At 74.3% G+C, this 19728-nt stretch carries 18 protein-coding genes and 1 pseudogene; 12 read left to right on the plus strand and 7 right to left on the minus strand.

Annotation, left to right across the window (positions count from 1 at the left end; genetic code table 11):
* Positions 1–14: 14 nt before the first annotated feature.
* The 5 genes from AC07B0_RS24150 to AC07B0_RS24170 all read left to right on the plus strand — a co-directional run bounded on the left by AC07B0_RS24150 (position 15) and on the right by AC07B0_RS24170 (position 5156).
* Positions 15–356 carry a GNAT family N-acetyltransferase gene (locus AC07B0_RS24150; protein WP_478898905.1) on the plus strand — a complete coding sequence of 114 codons (342 nt, stop codon included), beginning with the start codon at positions 15–17 and terminating at the stop codon, positions 354–356.
* Entirely contained in the window at positions 350–1015 is a 666-nt protein-coding gene (locus tag AC07B0_RS24155; protein WP_478898906.1) for an aspartate/glutamate racemase family protein, read from the plus strand. The genes AC07B0_RS24150 and AC07B0_RS24155 overlap by 7 nt, the downstream gene beginning before the upstream one ends.
* A 116-nt stretch (positions 1016–1131) precedes the next feature.
* A complete protein-coding gene (locus tag AC07B0_RS24160; protein WP_478898907.1) occupies positions 1132–3306 on the plus strand; it encodes an FG-GAP-like repeat-containing protein in 2175 nt (724 codons plus the stop codon).
* 112 nt (positions 3307–3418) lie between these two features.
* Positions 3419–3613, plus strand: coding sequence for a hypothetical protein (locus tag AC07B0_RS24165; protein ID WP_356882421.1), 195 nt, complete (start codon positions 3419–3421; stop codon positions 3611–3613).
* Positions 3614–3764: 151 nt separating this feature from the next.
* A complete protein-coding gene (locus AC07B0_RS24170) occupies positions 3765–5156 on the plus strand; it encodes a transglycosylase family protein (protein WP_478898908.1) in 1392 nt (463 codons plus the stop codon).
* Positions 5157–5219: 63 nt separating this feature from the next.
* On the opposite strand, the pseudogene AC07B0_RS24175 reads toward AC07B0_RS24170, so the two are convergent.
* Positions 5220–6029, minus strand: a pseudogene (locus tag AC07B0_RS24175) (DMT family transporter); the annotation flags it as partial.
* 290 nt (positions 6030–6319) lie between these two features.
* Between AC07B0_RS24175 and AC07B0_RS24180 the strand changes: the two are divergent.
* Entirely contained in the window at positions 6320–7783 is a 1464-nt protein-coding gene (locus AC07B0_RS24180; protein ID WP_356882425.1) for an SDR family NAD(P)-dependent oxidoreductase, read from the plus strand.
* Positions 7784–7841: 58 nt separating this feature from the next.
* Here AC07B0_RS24180 and AC07B0_RS24185 read toward each other — a convergent pair whose 3' ends face one another.
* Positions 7842–8147, minus strand: a complete 306-nt coding sequence (locus AC07B0_RS24185; RefSeq protein WP_356882456.1) for a hypothetical protein — start codon at positions 8145–8147, stop codon at positions 7842–7844.
* A gap of 332 nt (positions 8148–8479) precedes the next feature.
* Between AC07B0_RS24185 and AC07B0_RS24190 the strand changes: the two genes are divergently transcribed.
* A complete protein-coding gene (locus AC07B0_RS24190; RefSeq protein WP_356882462.1) occupies positions 8480–8650 on the plus strand; it encodes a hypothetical protein in 171 nt (56 codons plus the stop codon).
* 173 nt (positions 8651–8823) lie between these two features.
* Positions 8824–9807, plus strand: a complete 984-nt coding sequence (locus AC07B0_RS24195) for an NAD-dependent epimerase/dehydratase family protein (protein ID WP_478898909.1) — start codon at positions 8824–8826, stop codon at positions 9805–9807.
* Here AC07B0_RS24195 and AC07B0_RS24200 read toward each other — a convergent pair.
* From AC07B0_RS24200 to AC07B0_RS24210, 3 genes are read right to left on the minus strand one after another with little or no spacing between them, the layout of a single operon-like run.
* Positions 9793–11232 (minus strand): lipase maturation factor family protein, encoded by a 1440-nt coding sequence (locus AC07B0_RS24200; RefSeq protein WP_478898910.1) that lies wholly within the window; start codon positions 11230–11232, stop codon positions 9793–9795. The two genes, AC07B0_RS24195 and AC07B0_RS24200, sit on opposite strands and share 15 nt — an antisense overlap.
* Before the next feature lie 11 nt (positions 11233–11243).
* The gene (locus AC07B0_RS24205; RefSeq protein ID WP_469382301.1) at positions 11244–11774 is read right to left on the minus strand and encodes a DUF1990 family protein; all 531 of its coding nucleotides are present in this window, start codon (positions 11772–11774) and stop codon (positions 11244–11246) included.
* Positions 11775–11830: 56 nt separating this feature from the next.
* The gene (locus AC07B0_RS24210) at positions 11831–12679 is read right to left on the minus strand and encodes a YndJ family protein (RefSeq protein ID WP_478898911.1); all 849 of its coding nucleotides are present in this window, start codon (positions 12677–12679) and stop codon (positions 11831–11833) included.
* 162 nt (positions 12680–12841) lie between these two features.
* On the opposite strand from AC07B0_RS24210, the gene AC07B0_RS24215 reads away from it, so the two are divergent.
* From AC07B0_RS24215 to AC07B0_RS24230, 4 genes are all read left to right on the plus strand, one after another.
* Positions 12842–14560 carry a DUF6777 domain-containing protein gene (locus AC07B0_RS24215; RefSeq protein WP_478898912.1) on the plus strand — a complete coding sequence of 573 codons (1719 nt, stop codon included), beginning with the start codon at positions 12842–12844 and terminating at the stop codon, positions 14558–14560.
* A gap of 7 nt (positions 14561–14567) precedes the next feature.
* Entirely contained in the window at positions 14568–16631 is a 2064-nt protein-coding gene (locus AC07B0_RS24220) for a SpoIIE family protein phosphatase (protein WP_356882458.1), read from the plus strand.
* A gap of 346 nt (positions 16632–16977) precedes the next feature.
* Positions 16978–17838 carry an Fpg/Nei family DNA glycosylase gene (locus AC07B0_RS24225; RefSeq protein WP_469382298.1) on the plus strand — a complete coding sequence of 287 codons (861 nt, stop codon included), beginning with the start codon at positions 16978–16980 and terminating at the stop codon, positions 17836–17838.
* Positions 17839–17865: 27 nt separating this feature from the next.
* Positions 17866–18258 carry a hypothetical protein gene (locus AC07B0_RS24230; protein WP_356882439.1) on the plus strand — a complete coding sequence of 131 codons (393 nt, stop codon included), beginning with the start codon at positions 17866–17868 and terminating at the stop codon, positions 18256–18258.
* 67 nt (positions 18259–18325) lie between these two features.
* On the opposite strand, the gene AC07B0_RS24235 is transcribed toward AC07B0_RS24230, so the two are convergent.
* A complete protein-coding gene (locus tag AC07B0_RS24235; RefSeq protein ID WP_356882460.1) occupies positions 18326–18790 on the minus strand; it encodes a hypothetical protein in 465 nt (154 codons plus the stop codon).
* 255 nt (positions 18791–19045) lie between these two features.
* The gene (locus AC07B0_RS24240; RefSeq protein ID WP_356882441.1) at positions 19046–19579 is read right to left on the minus strand and encodes a sigma-70 family RNA polymerase sigma factor; all 534 of its coding nucleotides are present in this window, start codon (positions 19577–19579) and stop codon (positions 19046–19048) included.
* Positions 19580–19728: the final 149 nt, after the last annotated feature.

The raw sequence follows: 19728 nt of genomic DNA on the forward strand, positions 1-19728 counted from the left end.
GGGGAGTCGGGGCGATGGCGGTCGAGCTGAGGGACGAGCGCGGGGCCGGCCGGCTGCTGGCCGTCGAGGACGGCGGGGTGGTCGGACACATCGCCTACTTCGTCCTCGCCGCCGAGCCGCACGCCCTGGTGGCGGTCCACACGGTCGTCGAGCCGGGCCACGAGGGCCGGGGGATCGCCGGGGCGCTGGTGGCCTCCTTCTACGAGCGGGCCGCCGCCGAGGGCGTCCCGGTCGTCCCGCTCTGCCCCTACGCGGCGAGCTGGGCGGCCAAGCACCCCGACCAGGCGCCCGAGGCCCCGGCCGACGTCGTCGAGGCCGCCAAGGCGCAGCTCAAGGGCGACCCCGACCTGTGGTGACGCGGCTGACGCTGCTCCACACCTCGCCGGCCCACGTACCGGTCTTCGACGCGCTCCGGGACCGGCACCATCCGGGCGCCGTACTGCGGCACCTGGTGGCCCCCGAGCTGCTCGACCGGGCCCGGGCGCAGGGGCCCGGCCCGGTGGCCCCGGACGTCCTGGCGCGGCTCGACGGCGCCGACGGCCCGGTGCTGGTCACCTGCTCGACGATCGGGGCGGTCGCGGAGTCCCTCGCGCCCGCCCTCGGCGTACCGGTGCTGCGGGTGGACCGGCCGATGGCCGCCGCGGCCGTCCGCACCGGCCGGCGGATCGCCGTACTGGCCACCGTGGAGTCGACGCTCGCCCCGACGGCCGCCCTGCTGGCCGAGGAGGCGGGCCTGGCCGAGGAGGCGGGACAGGCTGGTGGAGCGGCCGGCCGGCCGCTGTCGGTCCGCACCCACCTCGTCGCCGGGGCCTGGGCGCTGTTCGAGGCCGGGGACACCGCCGGGCACCTCCGGGCCGTGGCCGCGGCGGCGGACGCCGTCACCGACGCGGACGCCGTCGTCCTGGCCCAGGCCTCCATGGCCGGAGCCGCCGACCTCGTACGCACCCGGCTGCCCGTGCTCTCCAGCCCGCGCCCCGGCCTCGCCGCCGCACTGGACCTGGCGGCCCGCGCGTAAGGCGCCCCCAAGTACCCCTGAAGTGCCCCTGGGGCGGCGCTAATCCGCGTGCGCTTGCCCCGGGGCCGCCGCTAGGGTCACGCTGATCGTTTTCAGTCAGGGGAGGGCTCGTGATCATGCAGCAGACCAGGCCGGGGGGCCGGGCCGGAAGCGCGCTCAGACGCGCCGCAACGCTCGCGCTGGCCGGCGCGACGGCCGCGACGGGACTCGTCGCACTGGCCCCCGCCGCAACCGCCGCAACCGCCGCAACCGCCGCAACCGCCGCAACCGCCGCAACCGCCGCAACCGCCGCGACTGCCGCAACCGCCGCGACCGCCGCACCGGCGGGTACCGCCGCGGCCACCGCCCGGCCGGACGGCACGGTGCACGGCGCCGTCGAAGGCTGGACCCGGGTGTCCAGGAAGCACCCGAACACCGCCTACTGGAAGTCCGCCGATGCCCTGCGCGCCGGCAACGAGGGCGGCTCCGCTGGCCTGTCCCGCTCCTTCCTGCGGCTCGGCACCGGCAACCTCGACGGCGCCCAGGTCACCGGCTCCACCCTGCGCATCCGCAACACGGGCGCGGGCTCCTGCACGGCCGAGCCCGTCGAGCTGTGGAGCGTGGACCCCGTCTCCGCGAAGACGACCTGGAACAAGCAGCCCGCCAAGCGCACCAAGCTGGCCACGGTCACCGCCGCCAAGGGCCGTCCCGGCTGCGCCGCCGGGAACCTGGAGTTCGACGTCACCGCGCTCCTCAAGGACGCCGCGGCCGCCGGCCGGAGCGACGTCACCGTCGGCCTGTACGCCACCGACGAGAACGACACCTCGGCCTGGAAGCGCTTCGACGCGAAGACCGCCTCCCTGGAGACCTCGGTCACCGCACCGCCGGCCGTCTCGGGCCTGCGGACCACCCCCGCGACCGCCTGCACCGGCGGCCTCGTCGGCAACACCCAGGTCAGCCTCCTCGCCGTCGCCGAAGGCCCGGCCGGCGACCTGAAGGCCGAGTTCCAGCTCTTCGGGGCCGGCGCCACCACCCCCGTGCGCACCATGGCGGTCGCCGCCGGTACGAACGGCCAGCCGGCCGTCTGGCCCGTCGCCGACGCCGACCTGCCCACGGGCCGCTACACCTGGAACGCCCGCGCCGTCGCCGCCGGGCAGGCCTCCCCGTGGTCGCCGAGCTGCGCCTTCTCCGTGGACCGCGAGCGGCCCGGTGCCACCCCGGTGATCTCCTCGGCCGAGTTCCCCGACGGCTCGGGCGGCGCGCCGGAGAACACCGGCGCCGCCCGCACCCCGGGTACCTTCACCTTCGCCGACGGCGGGGTCGAGGACCTGGCGAAGATCGTCTACTGGTCGGACGAAGACCCGGCCGGGCGCACCGTGGCCGTCGGCGGGAGCGCGGTCATCACCCCGCTCCGCACCGGTCCGCACACCGTGTACGCCTACAGCGTCGACAAGGCGGGCAACCGCTCCGACACGGCCGTCTACCTCTTCTACGCGAAGCGCCCCGCCACCCCCGACGCCCCCGGCGACCTCAACGGTGACGGCCACCGCGACCTGTGGACCCTCGGCCCCGACGGCCGCCTCCAGTTCCGCGCGGGCAGGGGCGACGGCACGTTCGCGGCGCCCACCGACGCCGGCGCCACCCTCGCGCCCGGGTCCCGGATCGTCGCGAGCGGCGACTGGGGCGAGGACGGCTACAACGACCTGGTCGTCCTCGCTCCCGGCGACGACGGCCGCGAACTGTGGGTGTACCCGAACAACGGCCTCGGCGCGGTCGAAGCCGACGACCGGTTCGACCTGAGCGTCCGCGACGACGCCAACAACCACTGGCGCGACGCCTCGCAGCTGGTCTCCGCCGGCGACGTGAACGCCGACGGCCGCGACGACCTGCTGGTCGGGCAGGGCGGCCGGCTGTGGCTGTACCACGGCGCCGTCGGCCTGCTGGACCGGCGCACCGCCCCCACGCCCGTGGGCGGGACCGACTGGGCCGCGTACACGGTCGTCGCCCCCGGTGACACCGACGGCGACGGCGCCGCCGAGCTGTGGCTGCGCGAGGACGCCACCGGTGACCTCCACTCCGTCGCCGGGGCGAAGACCGCCGACGGCACCCTCGACCCCGCGAGCTGGGGTTCGCCCGTTCGGGTGAGGGTGGGCACCGGATTCGGTCAGGCCGCCCACCCCGTACTCGGCTCCGGGGGCGACCTCACCGGTGACGGGCGCGCCGACCTGTGGGCCACCGGCTCCGACGGCCGGACCGTACTGTTCCGCGGCACTGCGACCGGAGTCGACCCCACCCCGGTGCCCCTGGGCTGACCAGCCCCCGCGCCGACACGGCGCCCCCCGGCGGCGCGGGCCGTCGGGGGGCGCCGTCCGTTCGCCCGGATCCGGGGGGCGTGGCCGGCCGGATCGGGGGAAGGTGGGACACATGGTGCGCAACGCAGAGCAGACCCAGCCCCCGCCGCCCGAGCCCGATCCGGTCCCCGCGCCGGTCCCGCCGCTGCCGGACCCCTCGCCCGTACCGCGCCCGGTACCGCCCGTGCCCGGACCGTACCCCGAGCCCGACCCGGTGCCCCCGCCGCCCGGGCCCGCGCCGATCCCGCAGCCCGGCCCGCTGAGCTGAGGACGGTACGGAGCAGGAGTCGGAGTTCTGGGCAGGAGAACTGAGCAGGACACGGTCAACTTGCCCTTGAGTGCGGCCGGTTGTGGCCCTTGCCAGACATGTGGCACGCCGTTAGGTTGTGCGGTTCCTGCATGTCTTCAAGGGGGCTCCCATGGGTGTACGGGGCCGGCACCGCCGGTACCAGCCGAGCAGCATCAACCGGGCCTCGCTCGCCGTCACCGCCGGTGGCGCGGGGATCGCCCTTCCGCTGATCGGCGCCGGGGTCGCGAACGCCGCCTCCGTGGACACGTGGAACAAGGTCGCCAACTGCGAGTCGACCAACAACTGGAAGATCAACACCGGTAACGGCTACTACGGCGGACTCCAGTTCAGCCAGAGCACCTGGCGGGAATTCGGCGGCACCGCCTTCGCTCCCCGCGCCGACCTGGCCACCCGCGAGCAGCAGATCGCCGTCGCCGAGAAGGTCCTGAAGGGCCAGGGCCCCAAGGCATGGCCGGCGTGCGGCCCGCAGGCCGGCCTCAGCCGCAGCGGCCCCGCACCCGCCCTCGGCGGCACCCAGGCCGCGCCCGCGGCGCAGAAGCCCGCCGCGCAGAAGACCGTCCCGGCCCCGCAGAAGACCCAGCAGCCGCAGGCCCCCAAGGACCGGATCCAGCCGACCAAGGCCACCACGGGGGCCCCGGTCACCCTGCCCCGTCCGACCGGGACCTCCGTCCTGCCGAACCCGTACGTCGTCGCGCCCGGGGACTCGCTCTCGGCCATCGCCACCGACCAGCGCGTGGAGGGCGGCTGGCAGGCCTTGTACGAGACCAACCGGGCCACCGTGGGCGCCAACCCCAACCTGATCTTCCCGGGGCAGCGGCTCACCCTGCGGATCACCACCGCCCCGCCCGCGCAGAACCCGGAGAAGCCGCCGCGCACCGCGGACCCGGTCAAGCCCGTGGAACCGGCCGCGCCCAAGCCGGAACAGAGCAAGCCGGCCGAGAAGCCGAAGCCCACCGAGCAGCCCCGGCCGGAGCAGAGCAAGCCCGCCGAGAAGCCGAAGCCCCCCGAACAGGCCAAGCCCGCCGAGAAGCCCAAGCCGAAGCCGGAACCGGCCGCCAAGCCCGCCGAGAAGCCCGTCCCCGCCCAGCCTGCCGCCGGCGGGTTCTCCGCGCCGGTCGACGCCGCCCTCGGCACCGCCTACCGCGTCGCGGGATCGTCCTGGTCCAGCGGCTACCACACGGGCGTCGACTTCCCGGTCCCCACCGGCACCACCGTCAAGTCAGTGGGCCCCGGCACGGTCCTGTCGGCCGGCTGGGCCGGAGCCTACGGATACCAGGTGGTCATCAAGCACTCCGACGGCCGGTACTCCCAGTACGCCCACCTCTCCGCGCTCGGCGTCAAGGCCGGGCAGCAGGTCTCCGGCGGCCAGCGGATCGGCCGGTCGGGCTCGACGGGCAACAGCAGCGGCCCCCACCTCCACTTCGAGATGCGCACGGCCCCCGGGTACGGATCCGACATCGACCCGTTGAAGTACCTGCGCGGGCACGGCGTCCGCATCTGACCCCCGCACGTGCGGCGGCACGGCCGTGAGCAGGATCAGGCCGGCCGCCGCCAGCACGCCGCTCGTCACCGCCGCCAGCGCCCCGGCGGTCCCGTAGCGGAAGCCCTCGTCGAACAGGGAGATCCCCACCGCCGCCGCGACCACCGGATTGACGACCGTCACGGTGGCCAGCGGCGCGGTCAGCCCCGCGCCCCGGTACGCCGCCTGCGACAGCAGCAGCCCGCAGGACGCCAGTACGGCGATCGCGGCCAGGTCCGGCCACAGCCCCGCCAGGGCGTCCGGGGCGAAACCCTCCGCCACCGACTTGGTGAACACCGACGCCATTCCGAAGGCCGTACCGGCCGCCGCGGCCAGCAGCACGCTGCGCAGCACCGGCCGCTCCACCCGGTGCGCCGCCAGGAACAGGGCCGCCCCGCAGGCCGCCGTCACCAGCAGCAGCAGGACCCGCTCCCCGCCCGCCAGGGCCTCCCGGCCGGCGCCGTCCCCGCCGGTCAGGGCGAGCAGCCCGGCCAGGCCCGCCGTCGCCAGGACCGCGCCCCGCCACGCGGCCGCGCCCGCCCGGCGGCGCACGAAGACGGCCGCCATCGGCAGCGCGAACACGATCGTCAGCGCCCCCAGCGGCTGGACCAGGCTCAGCGGCCCGTACGCCAGCGCCACCACGTGCAGCAGCGCGCCCACGCCGTTCAGCCCGACCGCCACCCACCAGACGGCCCGCCGCAGGGGCGCGTAGCCGCGGCCGGGCGAGGTCGCCGCGACACGTTCCTGGACGATCGCACCCCCCGCGTACGCGACGGCCGACACCAGGCAGAGCAGAACCGACAGGGCCAAGGCACTCATGAAATCCACCATGCCCCACCCGTGCGGGCGATTCATCCGCCCAGAGGCCCCATGATCAGCATCTGAGTCATCCTCCTGGCATACACCAGGAGGAGTACGACGAGGCTCCGCGAGGGCGCGAGCGAGTACGTCGCCACCCCGCTCCGGGCCGGCTCCGGCGGCGTACGGAGCGTCACGATCCCCTCCATACCGTCACAGACCACTCGCGGTGCGTGAGGCGGACGGGGACGGGTTTGGTCCCCGGCGCGTCGGCTCCGTACAGTGGCGGTTTTGGGGACTTCCGCAGGGCGCGGACGCGAACGAACGAAGAAGGAACGGCAGCGGCCATGACGGTGACCGAAGACAACCACGCATACGGGCCGGGCATCGACCCCGAGCGGCTTGCCCTCTGCCTGAGCGTGATCGACGAGCTGGACAAGCTCGACGTCGACCACCCGGACGCCATCACCGTACGCCGTGCCACCGCGGGCCTCTACCGGACGGTCAAGCAGCGCCGCCGCCAGGAGCGCCGCGCCGCCAAGACCGCCAACGACAAGGCCGTCACCGAGGCGACCGCGACCGGTTCCGCCGAGCGCATCGACGACGAGACCCAGGGCAACGCCCTGACCGCCGCCGCCAAGGGCCCGATCGCCGGAATACTCCAGCGCCCCCGCTCCTGCTACATCTGCAAGACCCGCTACGTCGAGGTCGACGCGTTCTACCACCAGCTCTGCCAGGACTGCGCCGCCTTCAACCACGCCCGCCGTGACGCCCGCACCGACCTGACCGGCCGCCGCGCCCTGCTCACGGGCGGCCGCGCCAAGATCGGCATGTACATCGCGCTGCGGCTGCTGCGCGACGGCGCGCACACCACCATCACCACGCGTTTCCCCAACGACGCGATCCGCCGGTTCAAGGCGATGCCCGACAGCTCCGAATGGCTGCACCGCCTGAAGATCGTCGGCATCGACCTGCGCGACCCGGCCCAGGTCGTCGCGCTCGCCGACTCGGTCGCCGCCGAGGGCCCGCTCGACATCCTGATCAACAACGCGGCCCAGACCGTACGCCGCTCCCCGGGCGCCTACAGCGAGCTGGTCGCCGCCGAAGGCGCCCCGCTCCCGGCCGGCGAGCTGCCCGCCGCCCAGGTCATCGGCACGTTCGGCAGCGGCACGGTCGACCGCGTCGCGGCGCTGCCCGCCGGCAAGGGCGAGAAGCTCACCGCCCAGGACGTCACCGAGCTCGCGCTGGTCTCCGGCTCCGCCTCCCTGGAGCGGATCGCCGCGGGCACCGCCATCGACGCGGGCGGCCTCGTCCCGGACCTGCACGACACCAACAGCTGGATCCAGACGGTGTCCGAGGTCGACCCGGTCGAGCTCCTCGAAGTCCAGCTGTGCAACTCCACCGCGCCGTTCATCCTCATCAGCAAGCTCCGCCCGGCGATGGCCGCGGCCGAGGCCGGACGCCGCTACGTGGTCAACGTCTCCGCCATGGAAGGCGTGTTCAGCCGCGGCTACAAGGGCGCCGGCCACCCGCACACCAACATGGCGAAGGCCGCGCTGAACATGCTGACGCGCACCAGCGCGCAGGAGATGTTCCAGAAGGACCAGATCTTGATGACGGCCGTCGACACCGGCTGGATCACGGACGAGCGCCCGCACCCGGACAAGATCCGCCTCGCGGAGGAGGGCTTCCACGCCCCCCTGGACCTGGTCGACGGCGCCGCCCGCGTCTACGACCCGATCGTCCGCGGCGAGGCCGGCGAGGACCTGTTCGGCGTATTCCTCAAGGACTACGCCCCCGCCAACTGGTAGCCCCCGAAGGCCGCCGAGGCCCGGAAGGCCCCTGAGGCCCCGCGGCCCCGGTCCTCGGTCAGCCCCGCCCGCGCGCGCGGGCGGCGAGCAGTTCGAGGACCGGGCGCCAGTCCTCCATCACCCCCGCGTCCAGGCCCGCGGCCGCCGCCGTCTCGGAGGCCTGGCGCAGGGTTTCCGCGTCCGGGGCCGTGGGCAGCCGGGCGATGCCCGCCACGCGGGCCCCCAGGAGCGGACGCACCTCCCCGGGCAGGCCGTGCAGCAGTCCGGCCACCTGGAGTTCCTTGTCGGACGGGTACGAGCGCCGCAGCAGCGCCGCCGTCCTGAGCCCGTGATCGCGGCCCCGGTGCGCGTCCAGCAGCTCCATCAGCTCGTCGACACTGCCGATCTCCGGTACTTCCGACCCCGCCACCACCGCTCCCTCCGTCGTCCGCGCGCACGCGCCGCGCCGTCGAGCAGATCAGCTTGCCCGGCACACGGGCGTACGACTTACTGAACTCGGGGCGAAAACATGCGGTCCAGCGTGGATTTTACCCTTCCATCGAGCGGGGTCGCGCTCATATGTGTACCCTGATCCGCAAGGAGCCCCCACCCGGGCCCCGCTCCACCAAGGCGCCACCGCGTCCGGAAACTCTTATATTTCCCTATCTCCGGCGCGCGTCAGAGTCCGCCGGGTTACGCGACACGAGGGAGTGCGCGGTGACTGAAACGAAGAACCCCGACCAGACCGTGGAGCGAACGGGATGGGGGGCGCACGCGAAGTCCGACGAGCTGGGAAGCCTCGAGGTGTGGGCGCGTTCCGCCCCGATCCGCCTGGCGGGCTACGAGGACGACCTGGCCGAACCCCACATCCTGCCCGGCATCGACTAGACCGCGTCCCCCGGCATCCCCGACCCGGATGCCGGTCCGGTCCGGCCCCCGCGCCCACGGGCGACGGGGGTCCGGCGCGCGCGGAGGAGTTCCCGTTCCGCGTCCGCCGTCGGCGTGATCGCTGTCGGCGATCACCGCTTCCCCGGCCGCCGCCCGGCGGGCAGTCTCGGTCCATGAAGCTGCTGATGCTGGGTGGTACCGAATTCGTCGGGCGCGCGATCGTTGACGACGCCCTTGACCGTGGCTGGGACGTCACCGTCTTCCACCGGGGCCACCACGCGGCCCCGCCCCGAACCTCCGTACGGCACGGGGACCGTACGGCCCCCGAGGGCCTGGCCGCCCTCGCCGAGGGGGAGTGGGACCTCGTCGTCGACACCTGGGGCGGCGCTCCCACCGTCGTGCGCGACAGCGCCCGCCTGCTGGCCGGCCGCGCCGGGCAGTACACGTACGTCTCCAGCCGCTCGGTGTACGCCTACCCCTCTCCCGCCGGTCTCGGCGAGGGCGCCCCGGTCGTCGAGGGTTCGCCCGACGCGGACGCCGTCGCCTACGCCGAGGACAAGCGCGGCGGCGAACTGGCCGCCGAAGCCGCCTTCGGGGAGCGCGCGCTGCTGGTACGGGCGGGTCTGATCGTCGGCCCGTACGAGAACGTCGGCCGGCTGCCCTGGTGGCTGAACCGCGTGGCCCGCGGCGGCCCCCTCCTCGCCCCCGGCCGCCCCGGCCTGCCGTTGCAGTACATCGACGTGCGCGACCTCGCCCGCTGGACCCTCGACTCGGCCGCGGCGGGCCGCGGCGGCGCCTACGACCTCGTCTCCCCCGCCGGCCACACCACCATGGGCGGCCTCATCGAGGCCTGCGCCGCCGCCACCGGCGGGGTGGTCGAGCCGCGCTGGACCGAGGACGCGGTGATCGAGAAGGCCGGCATCGAACCCTGGACGGAACTGCCGATCTGGCTTCCCGAAGGCGAGCTGCACGACCACATGTTCGGCGCCGACGTCACCAAGGCGCTGGAAGCGGGCCTGACGTGCCGCCCCTTCGAGGAGACGGCCGCCGACACCTGGGCCTGGCTGCGGACCCTGGGCGGCGAAGCCCCGCAGCGGCCCGACCGCCCGAAGAAGGGCATCTCCGCCGAGAAGGAGGCGGCGCTACTCGGGCTCTGAGGCGCCCGCGTCCGCGAGCCGGGTCGGCGGCATGTACTCGCGCACCAGCGTGCGGTGCCACCACGCACCCGTCTCGCGGAGCTCCCGCCGGGTGGTGAACCGGTACCGGTAGAGCCGGGCCCGTACGAAACGCGGCGGGGCGTCCGGGAAGGGGTTGTGGCGCAGCAGCCGCAACGTGTCCCGGTCGCCCGCCAGCAGCCGCTCCGCGAACGGCCCGAACCAGTCCCGCGCGTATCCGGGGGAGAGCGCCGCGAACCACATGAGCCAGTCGAGGCGCAAGTGGTAGGGGGCGAACTGGCGCGGAACCCGCCGCAGTTCACCCGGCTTGCCCTTGAAGCCGTACTCCCGCCAGACGCCCTCCTCGTGGGGCAGCCGGTCGGCGGTGCCCTCCACCACCACCTCCATGCGGACCCGGCCGACCGTGCCGAAGGCCCCGTACGTGTTCACCAGGTGCAGTCCGTCATAGGAACGGTTCATCACCTGACCGCGGGAGATCATGTTGGCGACCGGGTGCCGGCTGAGGACCAGCACCAGCACGGTCACGGCGCAGACCAGGACCACGTACCAGAGCGGCCCCCCGCGCGAGGCGGCGGCGGGCGGGGCGCCCGCGATCCGGGTGAAGTCGACGGCCGACAGGGCCAGCGTGATCGTCAGCCAGTTCAGCCAGGCGAAATTGCCGGACAGCACCAGCCACAGCTGGGTCGCCACCATCACGGCGGCGGCGTACGAGGCCACCGGCTGCGGAGCGAACAACAGGAACGGGACCACGAGTTGGGTCACGTGGTTCGCGGCGCACTCCACCCGGTGCAACGGCTTCGGCAAGTGGTGGAAGAACCAGCTCAGCGGCCCGGGCATCGGCTGCGTCTCGTGGTGGTGGTAGAGGCAGGTGAGCTCACGCCAGCAGGAGTCGCCGCGCATCTTGATCAGCCCGGCGCCGAACTCCACCCGGAACAGCACCCACCACAGCAGCCACAGCACCGGCGCCGGCGGCCCGGCCCGGGCGTTGCCCAGGAAGACCGCGAGGAAGCCCACCTCCAGCAGAAGCGACTCCCAGCCGAAGGAGTACCAGGTCTGCCCCACGTTCACGATCGACAGGTACAGCAGCCACAGCACGGCCCACGCGGCCATGGCCGCGCCCAGCGGGACCACGTCCCCCGCGCCCGCGGCCAGGGCCGCCGCGAGCGCCACGCCGGCCCAGGCGCAGCCCGCGAAGAGCCGGTCGGAGTAGCGGATGTGGAACAGGCTCGGGGCGCGCCGGAAGGGCACGTACCGTACGTAGCGCGGGACGGGCAGCATGCCGTGGGACCCGATCAGGGCCCGGAACTGAAGGGCGGCCCCGAGGAAGGCGAAGAGGTAGACGCCGGCCAGGGCCCGCTGGAAGACCAGCCGGGCCAGCCAGTATCCGGGGGCGGTGAACCAGTCCATCCCCTCCAGTATCAGGCGGCGGCGGCCAGCCTGCGCAGGTGGCGGCCCAGCAGCCGGGCGTACCCGAGCTGGAGTACGGGGACGAGCGGCCCGCCGAGGCGGGTGTACCAGGCGGCGGGCCGGCTGAAGGCGGTGACCTCGAACCACACGGTGCCGTCCTCGGCGAGCTCCACCAGGAACGACTCCTCGCCGCTCTCGGGATGCCCGGCCCGGGTGCCGTAGGCGAATCCGGCCCGGTCCGGGGCGTCCGGGACCCAGATCACCTCGCACGGAACGGTGATCCGCAGCCGGCCGACGCCGAGCCCGACCTCCACCCGCGCCCCGGGCACGGCGGGCCCGTCCGCCCGGACGCTCGCCCCGGTCGCCCGGTGCATCCGGAACTCCGTGACCGCGGCGCCGGCCGCCTCGAACACCTCACGACCATGCCCGATGGGGGTGCGGTGGTGCAGGTGGTGGTACCCGGCGGGCAGCGGCCGCCGGCGGGTCGCGCCGCGGTCGGGGTAGTTGAGGGTGTCCCGGCCGGTGCCGGTGAGGCGGGTCATGACGGTCTCCGTTCGGTGGGTCGAGGTCGAGGTTGAGGTCGGTGTCGCGGTCGCGGTCACGAGCGGGCCGTGACGAGGGCGCGGTCGGTACGGACCGTGCCCAGGCGCCGCCAGGCGAGCAGCGAGCACAGGGCGAAGCCCAGTGCGTTGCCGAGGCCGTGGGTCGCGGCCATCCAGGTCAAAGTGGGGTGCGCGATCCCGGTGGCCTCCCCGACCGCCCACCACAGGGCGAGCAGCATCGTGGCCACCAGCACCGCCGCCGACACCGCGAGCAGTGCGCCCGTGACCCGGTCGCGCGCGGCGGTCCTGACCTCGCGCCAGGTCACGAGCGCCACGGCCCACATCCCGGCCGTCAGCACCACCGCCCCCAGCAGTTCGGCCCAGTCGGACACGAAGTATCCGAGGAGCACGAACAGCGTTCCGGCGGGGACGCTGTACGCCGCCCAGCGCGCCCACGGCTGCCCGTCGGACGCCCGGCAGACCAGCCCGGCGATCAGCGCGGCCGTGAATCCCGCGTAGTGGAAGTGCGGGACGGTCAGGGCCAGGATGTCGAGGTCGAAGCCGAAGAGGCGGTACCCGGCCCGCTCGGCGAACAGCGCGGTCCCGGCGACCGACGGCGAGACGAGCGCCGTCAGTACGGCCACCTCGGCGGGGGCGAGCGAGCGGGTCCGCAGCAGCCGGGCCGGAGCCCGGGCCGCCAGGGCCAGTGCGGCGAGGGCGTAGAGTGCCGCGAGCGCCGTGGCGGTGGCGCCGCGCGGCAGCCACAGGCACAACGCGCCGGGCAGGGCGGCGAGCGGCCACAGCCGGGCCGCGCCGCGCAGCCCCGTCGGGTCGATCAGACGCAGGCCCACGGGGACGACGTAGAACATCCCCAGGGTGACGATCAGGTTGACGAGTACCGTCACGACCCACTCCTTTGAACGTGTTCAACTCACGGGCGTGACCCTACGCGGATTGTTGAACATGTTCAAGGCGCTGGTGTGACGGGTCGTCGGCGCTCCACTTGCGGCGCTCCCGAAGATGCGGCAGACAAGAGGTGACAACCCGGGGCGAACAGGGAGATCAGCGTGAAAGACGTGAATGACGTGCCCGTACCGATGACATCCCGTCAGGCTTCGCGCCGTCACGTACCGACCTGCACGGCCCTCTTCGCCCTCGTCGGCCTGCTCGCCGCGGGCTGCACGGGCTCCGCCCCCGAAGAGACGAAGGGCCCGCCGGCCGAGAGCAAGGAGGTCCTGCTCCAGCCCGTGGGCGCCGCCGGCTCCACCCCCTTCACCGCCTCCTTCGCCACCCGCGAGTCCGCCCCCGTGCAGCCCCCGCTGCCGAACCCGAGCGGCCGCGGCATCCGCACGGTCAACGCGGCCACCCCCGGCCTCTACGGGGGGACGCAGCGGTTCGGCAGCTGCGACGTGGAACGGCAGGTCGGGTTCCTCGCCGGCGACGAGGCCAAGGCCCGCGCCTTCGCGCAGGTCTCCGGAGTCGAACAGGCCAAGCTCCCCGAGTTCCTGCGCGGCCTCACCCCGGTCGTCCTGCGCGCCGACACCCGGGTCACCAGCCACGGATACCGCGACGGGCGCCCCGAGGACTTCCAGGCCGTCCTCCAGGCCGGGACGGCCGTCCTCGTCGACGCCCACGGCATGCCCCGGGTCCGCTGCGGCTGCGGAAACCCGCTCGTCGCGCCGCGCGCCGCGAGCGGCAGCCCGGTCACCAAGGGCGATCCGTGGCCGGGCTACCAGGCCAACCAGGTCATCGTCATCGAACCGACCCCCCGCGCCCTGGACAACCTGGTCATCGTCAACGTCGCCGACAACACCTGGATCGAGCGCAGGACCGGGGACGACGGCGCCCAGGACAAGACCCCGAGGGTGCTGCCGGCGTACGACCCGTCCGACGGGATCCCCGACGGCCCCGCCACCCCGCCCGGAACCTCGGCCTCCGACCCCTGCACCGCGGCGGACCCCCACAGCCTCGACCGGACCAGCCCGCCGGTCTCCCCGTCGGCCCCGCCGGCGGGACCGCCGTCCGACGTGACCGGGGGCGTTCCCGGCGAGGTGCCGGCCGACCCGGGGGCCGACGCACCGCTCGACCCCGCCACCGGTGTCCCGCTGGACGTCCCGACCGACCTGACCGGCGAATTCCCGACCGACCCGACCGCCGACGTCCCCCTGGACCTGTCGCCGGACGCACCGCTGGACACCGCCCTCGACCTGCCCCTGGACACCGCCCTCGACGTGCCCCTGGACCTGCCCCTGGACGTGCCCGCCGATGTTCCCGGCGTACCCGGCGCACCCGGCGCACCCGGCGCACCCGCCGCCCCCGGCGCGGCCGACCTCCCCGGCTCGCCCGGCCCCCACACCGAGCTGCCGGCCGACGGGTCCTCCGGCGTCCCCGGCGGGGTTCCCGCCGATCCCGGGGCCTCGTCCGGGCTGCCTCTGGCCGGCCCCCAGTCCGCGGTGCCGGGCGCCGGCACCCCCGCGCCGTGCCCGCCGGGCGCGGACGCCCTGCCGGGCAGGCCCCCGCAGCAGCCCGCGAACCCGCAGGCACCGCAGACGCCGCCCTCCGGCCGGCCCGCGGACCCCGCGCCCAACCCGCGTTCCGACGCACCCGCCGACGTACCGTCCGACCTGCCCCCGCAGGCCCCGAACGACCCCGCCCTGCCCCAGGACCCGGAGGACGCCCCCTGGCTGGAGGACCTGCTCGACCCGTACCTGCCCGAGGGCCCGAACACGTCCCCCGACCTGCTGACCGAGCCCTCCGAGGAGACCGGGTACCTGGAGAGCGCCTGACCCGCCGCTGTGTCATGGTGGACCGGTGCCGAGCACCACATCGCTGCCGGACGACTGGCCCGCACACGCGGACCGGTCGCTGTCACTGAACAGGATGGGCAGTTTCGACTGGGACCTGGTCACCGGGCTCATGCACCTGGACTCAGCCGCCCTCGACGTCTTCGACACGACCGCCGACGCCTACGACGGGCGGCCCGAGTCCCTGTCCCCGCGCGTCCCGCCGGCCGAGGCCACCCGGCTGGACGCGCTCGTCTCCAGCGCCCTCAAGAGCGGCGTCGACAGCTACGGCGCCTACTACCGCATCCGCTGCCGCGACGGCACGCTCCGCTGGACCCACACCCAGGGCCGCGTCATGCGGGACCCGGACGGACGCCCGCACCGGATCATCGGCATCGTCCGCGACGCCACCGAGGAACTCAGCCATTCCGCCGAACGCCTCGGCCTCGACGACGAGCGGCGCCGCCAGACCTCCGTGGTCGAGAGCACCACGGCGGCCCTCGCCCACGCCCGGACCGTCAAGGACGTCATCGACGCCCTCGGAGACGCCCACGGCCTGGAACGCCTCGGCTCGATGGGCATGGTCATGGGCCTCGTCGAGGCCGGCCGCATCCACCTGGTGGCCGAAGGGCCCCAGGGAAGTTTCGTCCCCGGCACGCGCTACACCCGCATCGACGAGCCGTACCCGATGAGCGAGGTCGTCCGCTCGCTCCAGCCGCGCTTCCTCGACTCGGCGGAGGAGTTCGCGAACGGCTACCCGGGCCTCTGGGCGAAGATCTCCCCCATGCGGATCTCCGCCGCCGCGTACCTCCCGCTGATCGCCCAGGCCCGCCCGATCGGCGCCATCGGACTCCTCTACCAGGACAAGGACGGCTTCACCCAGGACGAACGGAACCTGCTGGTCGCCCTCGGCAGCAGCATCGCGCAGAGCCTCCAGAGGGCCATGCTGCTGGAACAGGAACACGACCTCGCCGAGGGACTCCAGCAGGCGATGCTGCCCCGGCGGATCCCTACCGTCCCCGGCGCCCGGATCGCGGTCCGCTACCGCTCCGCCCGGATGGGCCAGGACATCGGCGGGGACTGGTACGACGTCATCCCGCTGCCGGGCGGCCGGGTGGGCGCCGTCATCGGCGACGTCCAGGGCCACGACACGCACGCGGCCGCCGTGATGGGCCAGCTCAGGATCGTCCTGCGCGCGTACGCCGCCGAGGGGCACTCGCCGGGCACCGTCATGGCACGGGCCTCGGTCTTCCTGCACGAGCTCGACACCGACCGCTTCGCGACCTGCACCTACGTGGAGGCCGACCTCTCCACCGGGGTCCTCCAGCTGGTGCGCGCCGGCCACCTCGACCCGCTGCTGCGGACCCGCGACGGGGACTGCCGGCGGCTGCCGGTGGAGGGCGGCATGCCGCTGGGCCTGTCGGCCGAGTTCGGGCGCCTCGAATATCCGGTGACCACCGTGGAACTGGACCCGGGAGAAACGCTCCTGCTGTGCACGGACGGGCTGGTGGAACAGCCCGGCGCCGATCTCGACGACGGCATCCAGTTCCTGACCGCGCTGGTCCGCAACGGGCCGGCCGACCTCCAGCTGCTCGCCGACCGGCTGTGCGAGGTCGTCGACGAACGGGGCGGCGACGACGACATGGCCCTGCTCCTGCTGCGCCGCCAGGGCGAGGACACCCCGCAGGGCGGCGGCCGGCTCCAGCAGCACGTGGCCCCCGGCGACCCCGAAGCCCTCGTCGCCGCCCGGCACATGATCGGCGCGGCCGTACGGGCATGGGGTGCGCGGAGCCGGGCCGACGAGATCGAACTCGTCGCGGACGAACTCATCGTGAACGCCCTGATGCACACGGACGGCCCGGCGATCGTGACCCTGCGCGTCCTGGCCGGCCCGGAACGGCGGCTGCGCGTGGAGGTGGAGGACCGCTCCAGCGCCCTCCCGCGCCGCCGCGAGGCGGGCGACTCGGGAGTGTCGGGCCGCGGCCTGATGCTCGTGGACCGCCTCGCGGACGTCTGGGGCGTGGAATCGCGAGGCAGCGGCAAGTGCGTATGGTGCGAGTTCGTCATGACCTGACCTGACCTGACCTGACCTGACCTGACCTGACCGGCCGAGGGACGCCCACCCGGCCGGGGACGCCCACCCGGCCGGGGACGCACACCCGGCCGGGGTCGGGGACGGGGTGGGGGGTCGTCCGGGGCTAAAACGTGATTTGTTGGCGCCCTGCCCCGCCCGGCAAAACACTCCGGACAAGGCGCCATAAATCATGCCCGCCCCGGACGACCCCCCACCCCGTCCCCGACCCCGACCCCGGCCCCACCCGCAGCCCGGCCAGGGCAACGGCCCCCCACAGCCGGGCCAGGGCACCGCTCCCGCCCGGTCTCCGCTCGCGTTCCGCCCGGGGCGGCGGCACGCTGGGAGGATGCCCGAGCTGCCGGAGGTCGAGGCCCTGCGGGGGTTCCTCGACGAACACCTCGCCGGGCGGGTGGTCGAACGCGTCCTCCCGCTCGCCGTCAGCGTGCTCAAGACCTACGACCCGCCGCTGACCGCCCTGGAAGGCCAGCCGGCCGGCCCCACCGCCCGCCACGGCAAGTTCCTCGCCCTGCGGATCGGCGACCTCCACCTCGTCACCCACCTGGCCCGGGCCGGATGGCTGCGCTGGCAGGACACCCTGCCGGCGCAGCCGCCGCGCCCCGGGAAGGGCCCGCTCGCGCTGCGCGTCGCACTGGACGACGGCGCCGGCTTCGACCTCACGGAAGCCGGCACCCAGAAGCGCCTCGCGGTGTACGTCGTGCGCGACCCCCAGGAGGTGCCGGGCATCGCCCGCCTCGGCCCCGACCCACTCGCCGCGGACTTCGACCGGGACGCCTTCGCCGCGCTGCTCGCGGGGGAGCGCCGGCAGATCAAGGGCGTGCTGCGCGATCAGGGCGTCATCGCGGGGATCGGCAATGCCTACAGTGACGAAATCCTGCACCAGGCCCGCGTCTCGCCCTTCAAACTGGCGGCCTCCTTCGACGAGGACCAGGTCACGCACCTCTACGACGCCGTCCAGGACACCCTGCGCACGGCCGTCGAGCGCGCCCACGGGGTGGCGGCCGGACGGCTGAAGGCGGAGAAGAAGAGCGGGATGCGGGTCCACGGCCGGACGGGCGAGCCCTGCCCGGTGTGCGGGGACACGGTCCGGTCGGTGTCGTTCGCGGACTCCTCGCTCCAGTACTGCCCGACCTGCCAGACCGGCGGCAAGCCCCTCGCGGACCGCAGGCTCTCCCGCCTCCTCAAGTAGCGGGGGCCCTGCGTAGACTCCGGCCCCATGGCCGCCGAGCAGGAGCAGCAGCAGCCGCCGCCCCGGCGCGAGGTCGTCACCGGCGTGCCCCGGGGGACCCGCCGCAGGCCGCCCGCGCACGCCCCGGCCTGCTCGGAGATCTCCGAGCAGACCACGCTCGGCACCACTTACGTACGGGCCCTGATGCGCAGCCAGCTGCGGGCCGGAATGGGTGCGCTGGCGGTGCTCGCGCTGCTGCTGGCCCTGCTGCCGCTGGCGTTCCTGCTGCCGCGGTCGGCTGCGGGGCCGATCGTCTGGGTCGGGCTGGGCCTGGCGGCGTACCCGGTGATGTGGGTGATCGCCCGCTGGTACGTGACCCGGGCCGAGCGCAACGAGGCCGACTTCACGGGCCTGGTCACGGACCCGTCCGACACCCCGTAGCACGGCCGGCACGGCCGGTCCCCACCCCGGCCCCCAACCCCCAGCCTCCAGCCCTCAGCCCCCACCCCTAGAACAGGTGCATCGCCAGATGCCCCAGCGGAAGCCCGAGCTGCCAGGCCGGTGTCCACACGCGGGCGTTCTCGTCCAACCCCGGCGGGGTGTCGGCGTGGCCGTGGCGGCCCGGGTCGAGATTGGTGGCGAACAGCTCGGTGTGGTCCAGCCAGCGCCACGCCGCCCGCGCCAGTTCGAGGTCGGGGTCCTCCGCGTCGCCGCGTTCGCGGGCCTCCTCGCCCAGCGCGAGGAAGCGGGTGTGCACCCAGTCGCGCCAGGGGTGCCCGTACGCCGTCAGGGACAGCCACTCGTCGAGCTGCGAGACGACCCGGATCCCGGAGAGCTCACCGGCCGCGTCCGAGAGGTAGATCGTCAGCGCGAGCGTGTCGCGCCCGGCGCGGAACTCCAGTGTGCTGACCGGGATCAGCCGGCCCGTGCGCAGCAGCTCGTCGGCGATGTACTCGGCGTAGAGCCACGCCATGGGCACTGCCAGTCCGCCGTCACTGGTGCCGTTCGAACCCTCGGGCTGCACCGTTCCACCTCTCCCGCGCGTCGAGCTTCCCGCCGTCACCCCTGAGCCTTCACCGCACGACTCGTGGAGCGGGGGATGTTTACTCAACTTGAACGGACTGATGCCCCAATCGATGCGGTCCTTGTCCGGTTCGTGCGCATGGCGGGCGATCCTTGAGTGTTTCTCCGGTGCCGGTCCAGGACGGCGAGGGGCTGCCCCCGGTGATCAGGCGCCGAGTCCGTATCCCTGGAGGCCCTTCCGGAGGGCGCGAAGGGCGTAATACGTACGGGATTTGACCGTTCCGGCCGGAATGCCGAGCTCCGCCGCCGCTTCGGCCACCGAGCGGTCCTCGAAGTAGACCTGCACCAGTACGTCCCGGTGTTCCGGTCCCAGGCTGCCCACCGCTCGCCGGATGTCGATCGCGGTGACCGAGCCGGCGACCGCGTCGACGGGCGCGGGAGCCTGCTCCAGGCCGTCCGGGTCGACCTCCTGCGGGCGGGCCAGCCGCGCCCGGCGGGCGTCGATCGCGAGCCGCCGGGCGACCGTGAACAGCCAGGGCCGCATGGACTCGTGGGCGCTGGCCAGTACTTCCGGATGCTGCCAGACCCGTACGAGGGTCTCCTGTACGAGGTCCTCCGCGCGCTGGGCGTCCCCCGCCGTGAGGCCGAGCAGGAATCCGAACAGGGCCCGCCCGTGGTCGCGCTGGAGTTCGGCGAGAGCCTCGGGTTCCGTGTGCTGGAGGGTGGGGGAGAGCGGCACGAGTGGCTCCTTCCGGGGGTCCGCCGGGGTCTCGGGTTCCGCTGGGGCGGTCCGGCCCACTCACCCTGACCTGCGGGGAGCCCTCCGGGAACCGTCCGGCGCGGCCGTTGCGCCCAAGCACCCGGGTCATCCGGTGGGCGGCCGCGCCC

It is taken from the genome of Streptomyces sp. NPDC044704, assembly GCF_056433525.1.

What these genes read in the sequence shown, in the direction of transcription:
- AC07B0_RS24235 (WP_356882460.1), bottom strand. Translation starts at nt 18,790, where the DNA reads ATGGCGTGGCTCTACGCCGAGTACATCGCCGACGAGCTGCTGCGCACG.
- AC07B0_RS24180 (WP_356882425.1), top strand. Translation starts at nt 6,320, where the DNA reads ATGACGGTGACCGAAGACAACCACGCATACGGGCCGGGCATCGACCCC.
- AC07B0_RS24230 (WP_356882439.1), top strand. Translation starts at nt 17,866, where the DNA reads ATGGCCGCCGAGCAGGAGCAGCAGCAGCCGCCGCCCCGGCGCGAGGTC.
- AC07B0_RS24150 (WP_478898905.1), top strand. Translation starts at nt 15, where the DNA reads ATGGCGGTCGAGCTGAGGGACGAGCGCGGGGCCGGCCGGCTGCTGGCC.
- AC07B0_RS24205 (WP_469382301.1), bottom strand. Translation starts at nt 11,774, where the DNA reads ATGACCCGCCTCACCGGCACCGGCCGGGACACCCTCAACTACCCCGAC.
- AC07B0_RS24195 (WP_478898909.1), top strand. Translation starts at nt 8,824, where the DNA reads ATGAAGCTGCTGATGCTGGGTGGTACCGAATTCGTCGGGCGCGCGATC.
- AC07B0_RS24185 (WP_356882456.1), bottom strand. Translation starts at nt 8,147, where the DNA reads ATGGAGCTGCTGGACGCGCACCGGGGCCGCGATCACGGGCTCAGGACG.
- AC07B0_RS24160 (WP_478898907.1), top strand. Translation starts at nt 1,132, where the DNA reads ATGCAGCAGACCAGGCCGGGGGGCCGGGCCGGAAGCGCGCTCAGACGC.
- AC07B0_RS24165 (WP_356882421.1), top strand. Translation starts at nt 3,419, where the DNA reads ATGGTGCGCAACGCAGAGCAGACCCAGCCCCCGCCGCCCGAGCCCGAT.
- AC07B0_RS24170 (WP_478898908.1), top strand. Translation starts at nt 3,765, where the DNA reads ATGGGTGTACGGGGCCGGCACCGCCGGTACCAGCCGAGCAGCATCAAC.
- AC07B0_RS24225 (WP_469382298.1), top strand. Translation starts at nt 16,978, where the DNA reads ATGCCCGAGCTGCCGGAGGTCGAGGCCCTGCGGGGGTTCCTCGACGAA.
- AC07B0_RS24200 (WP_478898910.1), bottom strand. Translation starts at nt 11,232, where the DNA reads ATGGACTGGTTCACCGCCCCCGGATACTGGCTGGCCCGGCTGGTCTTC.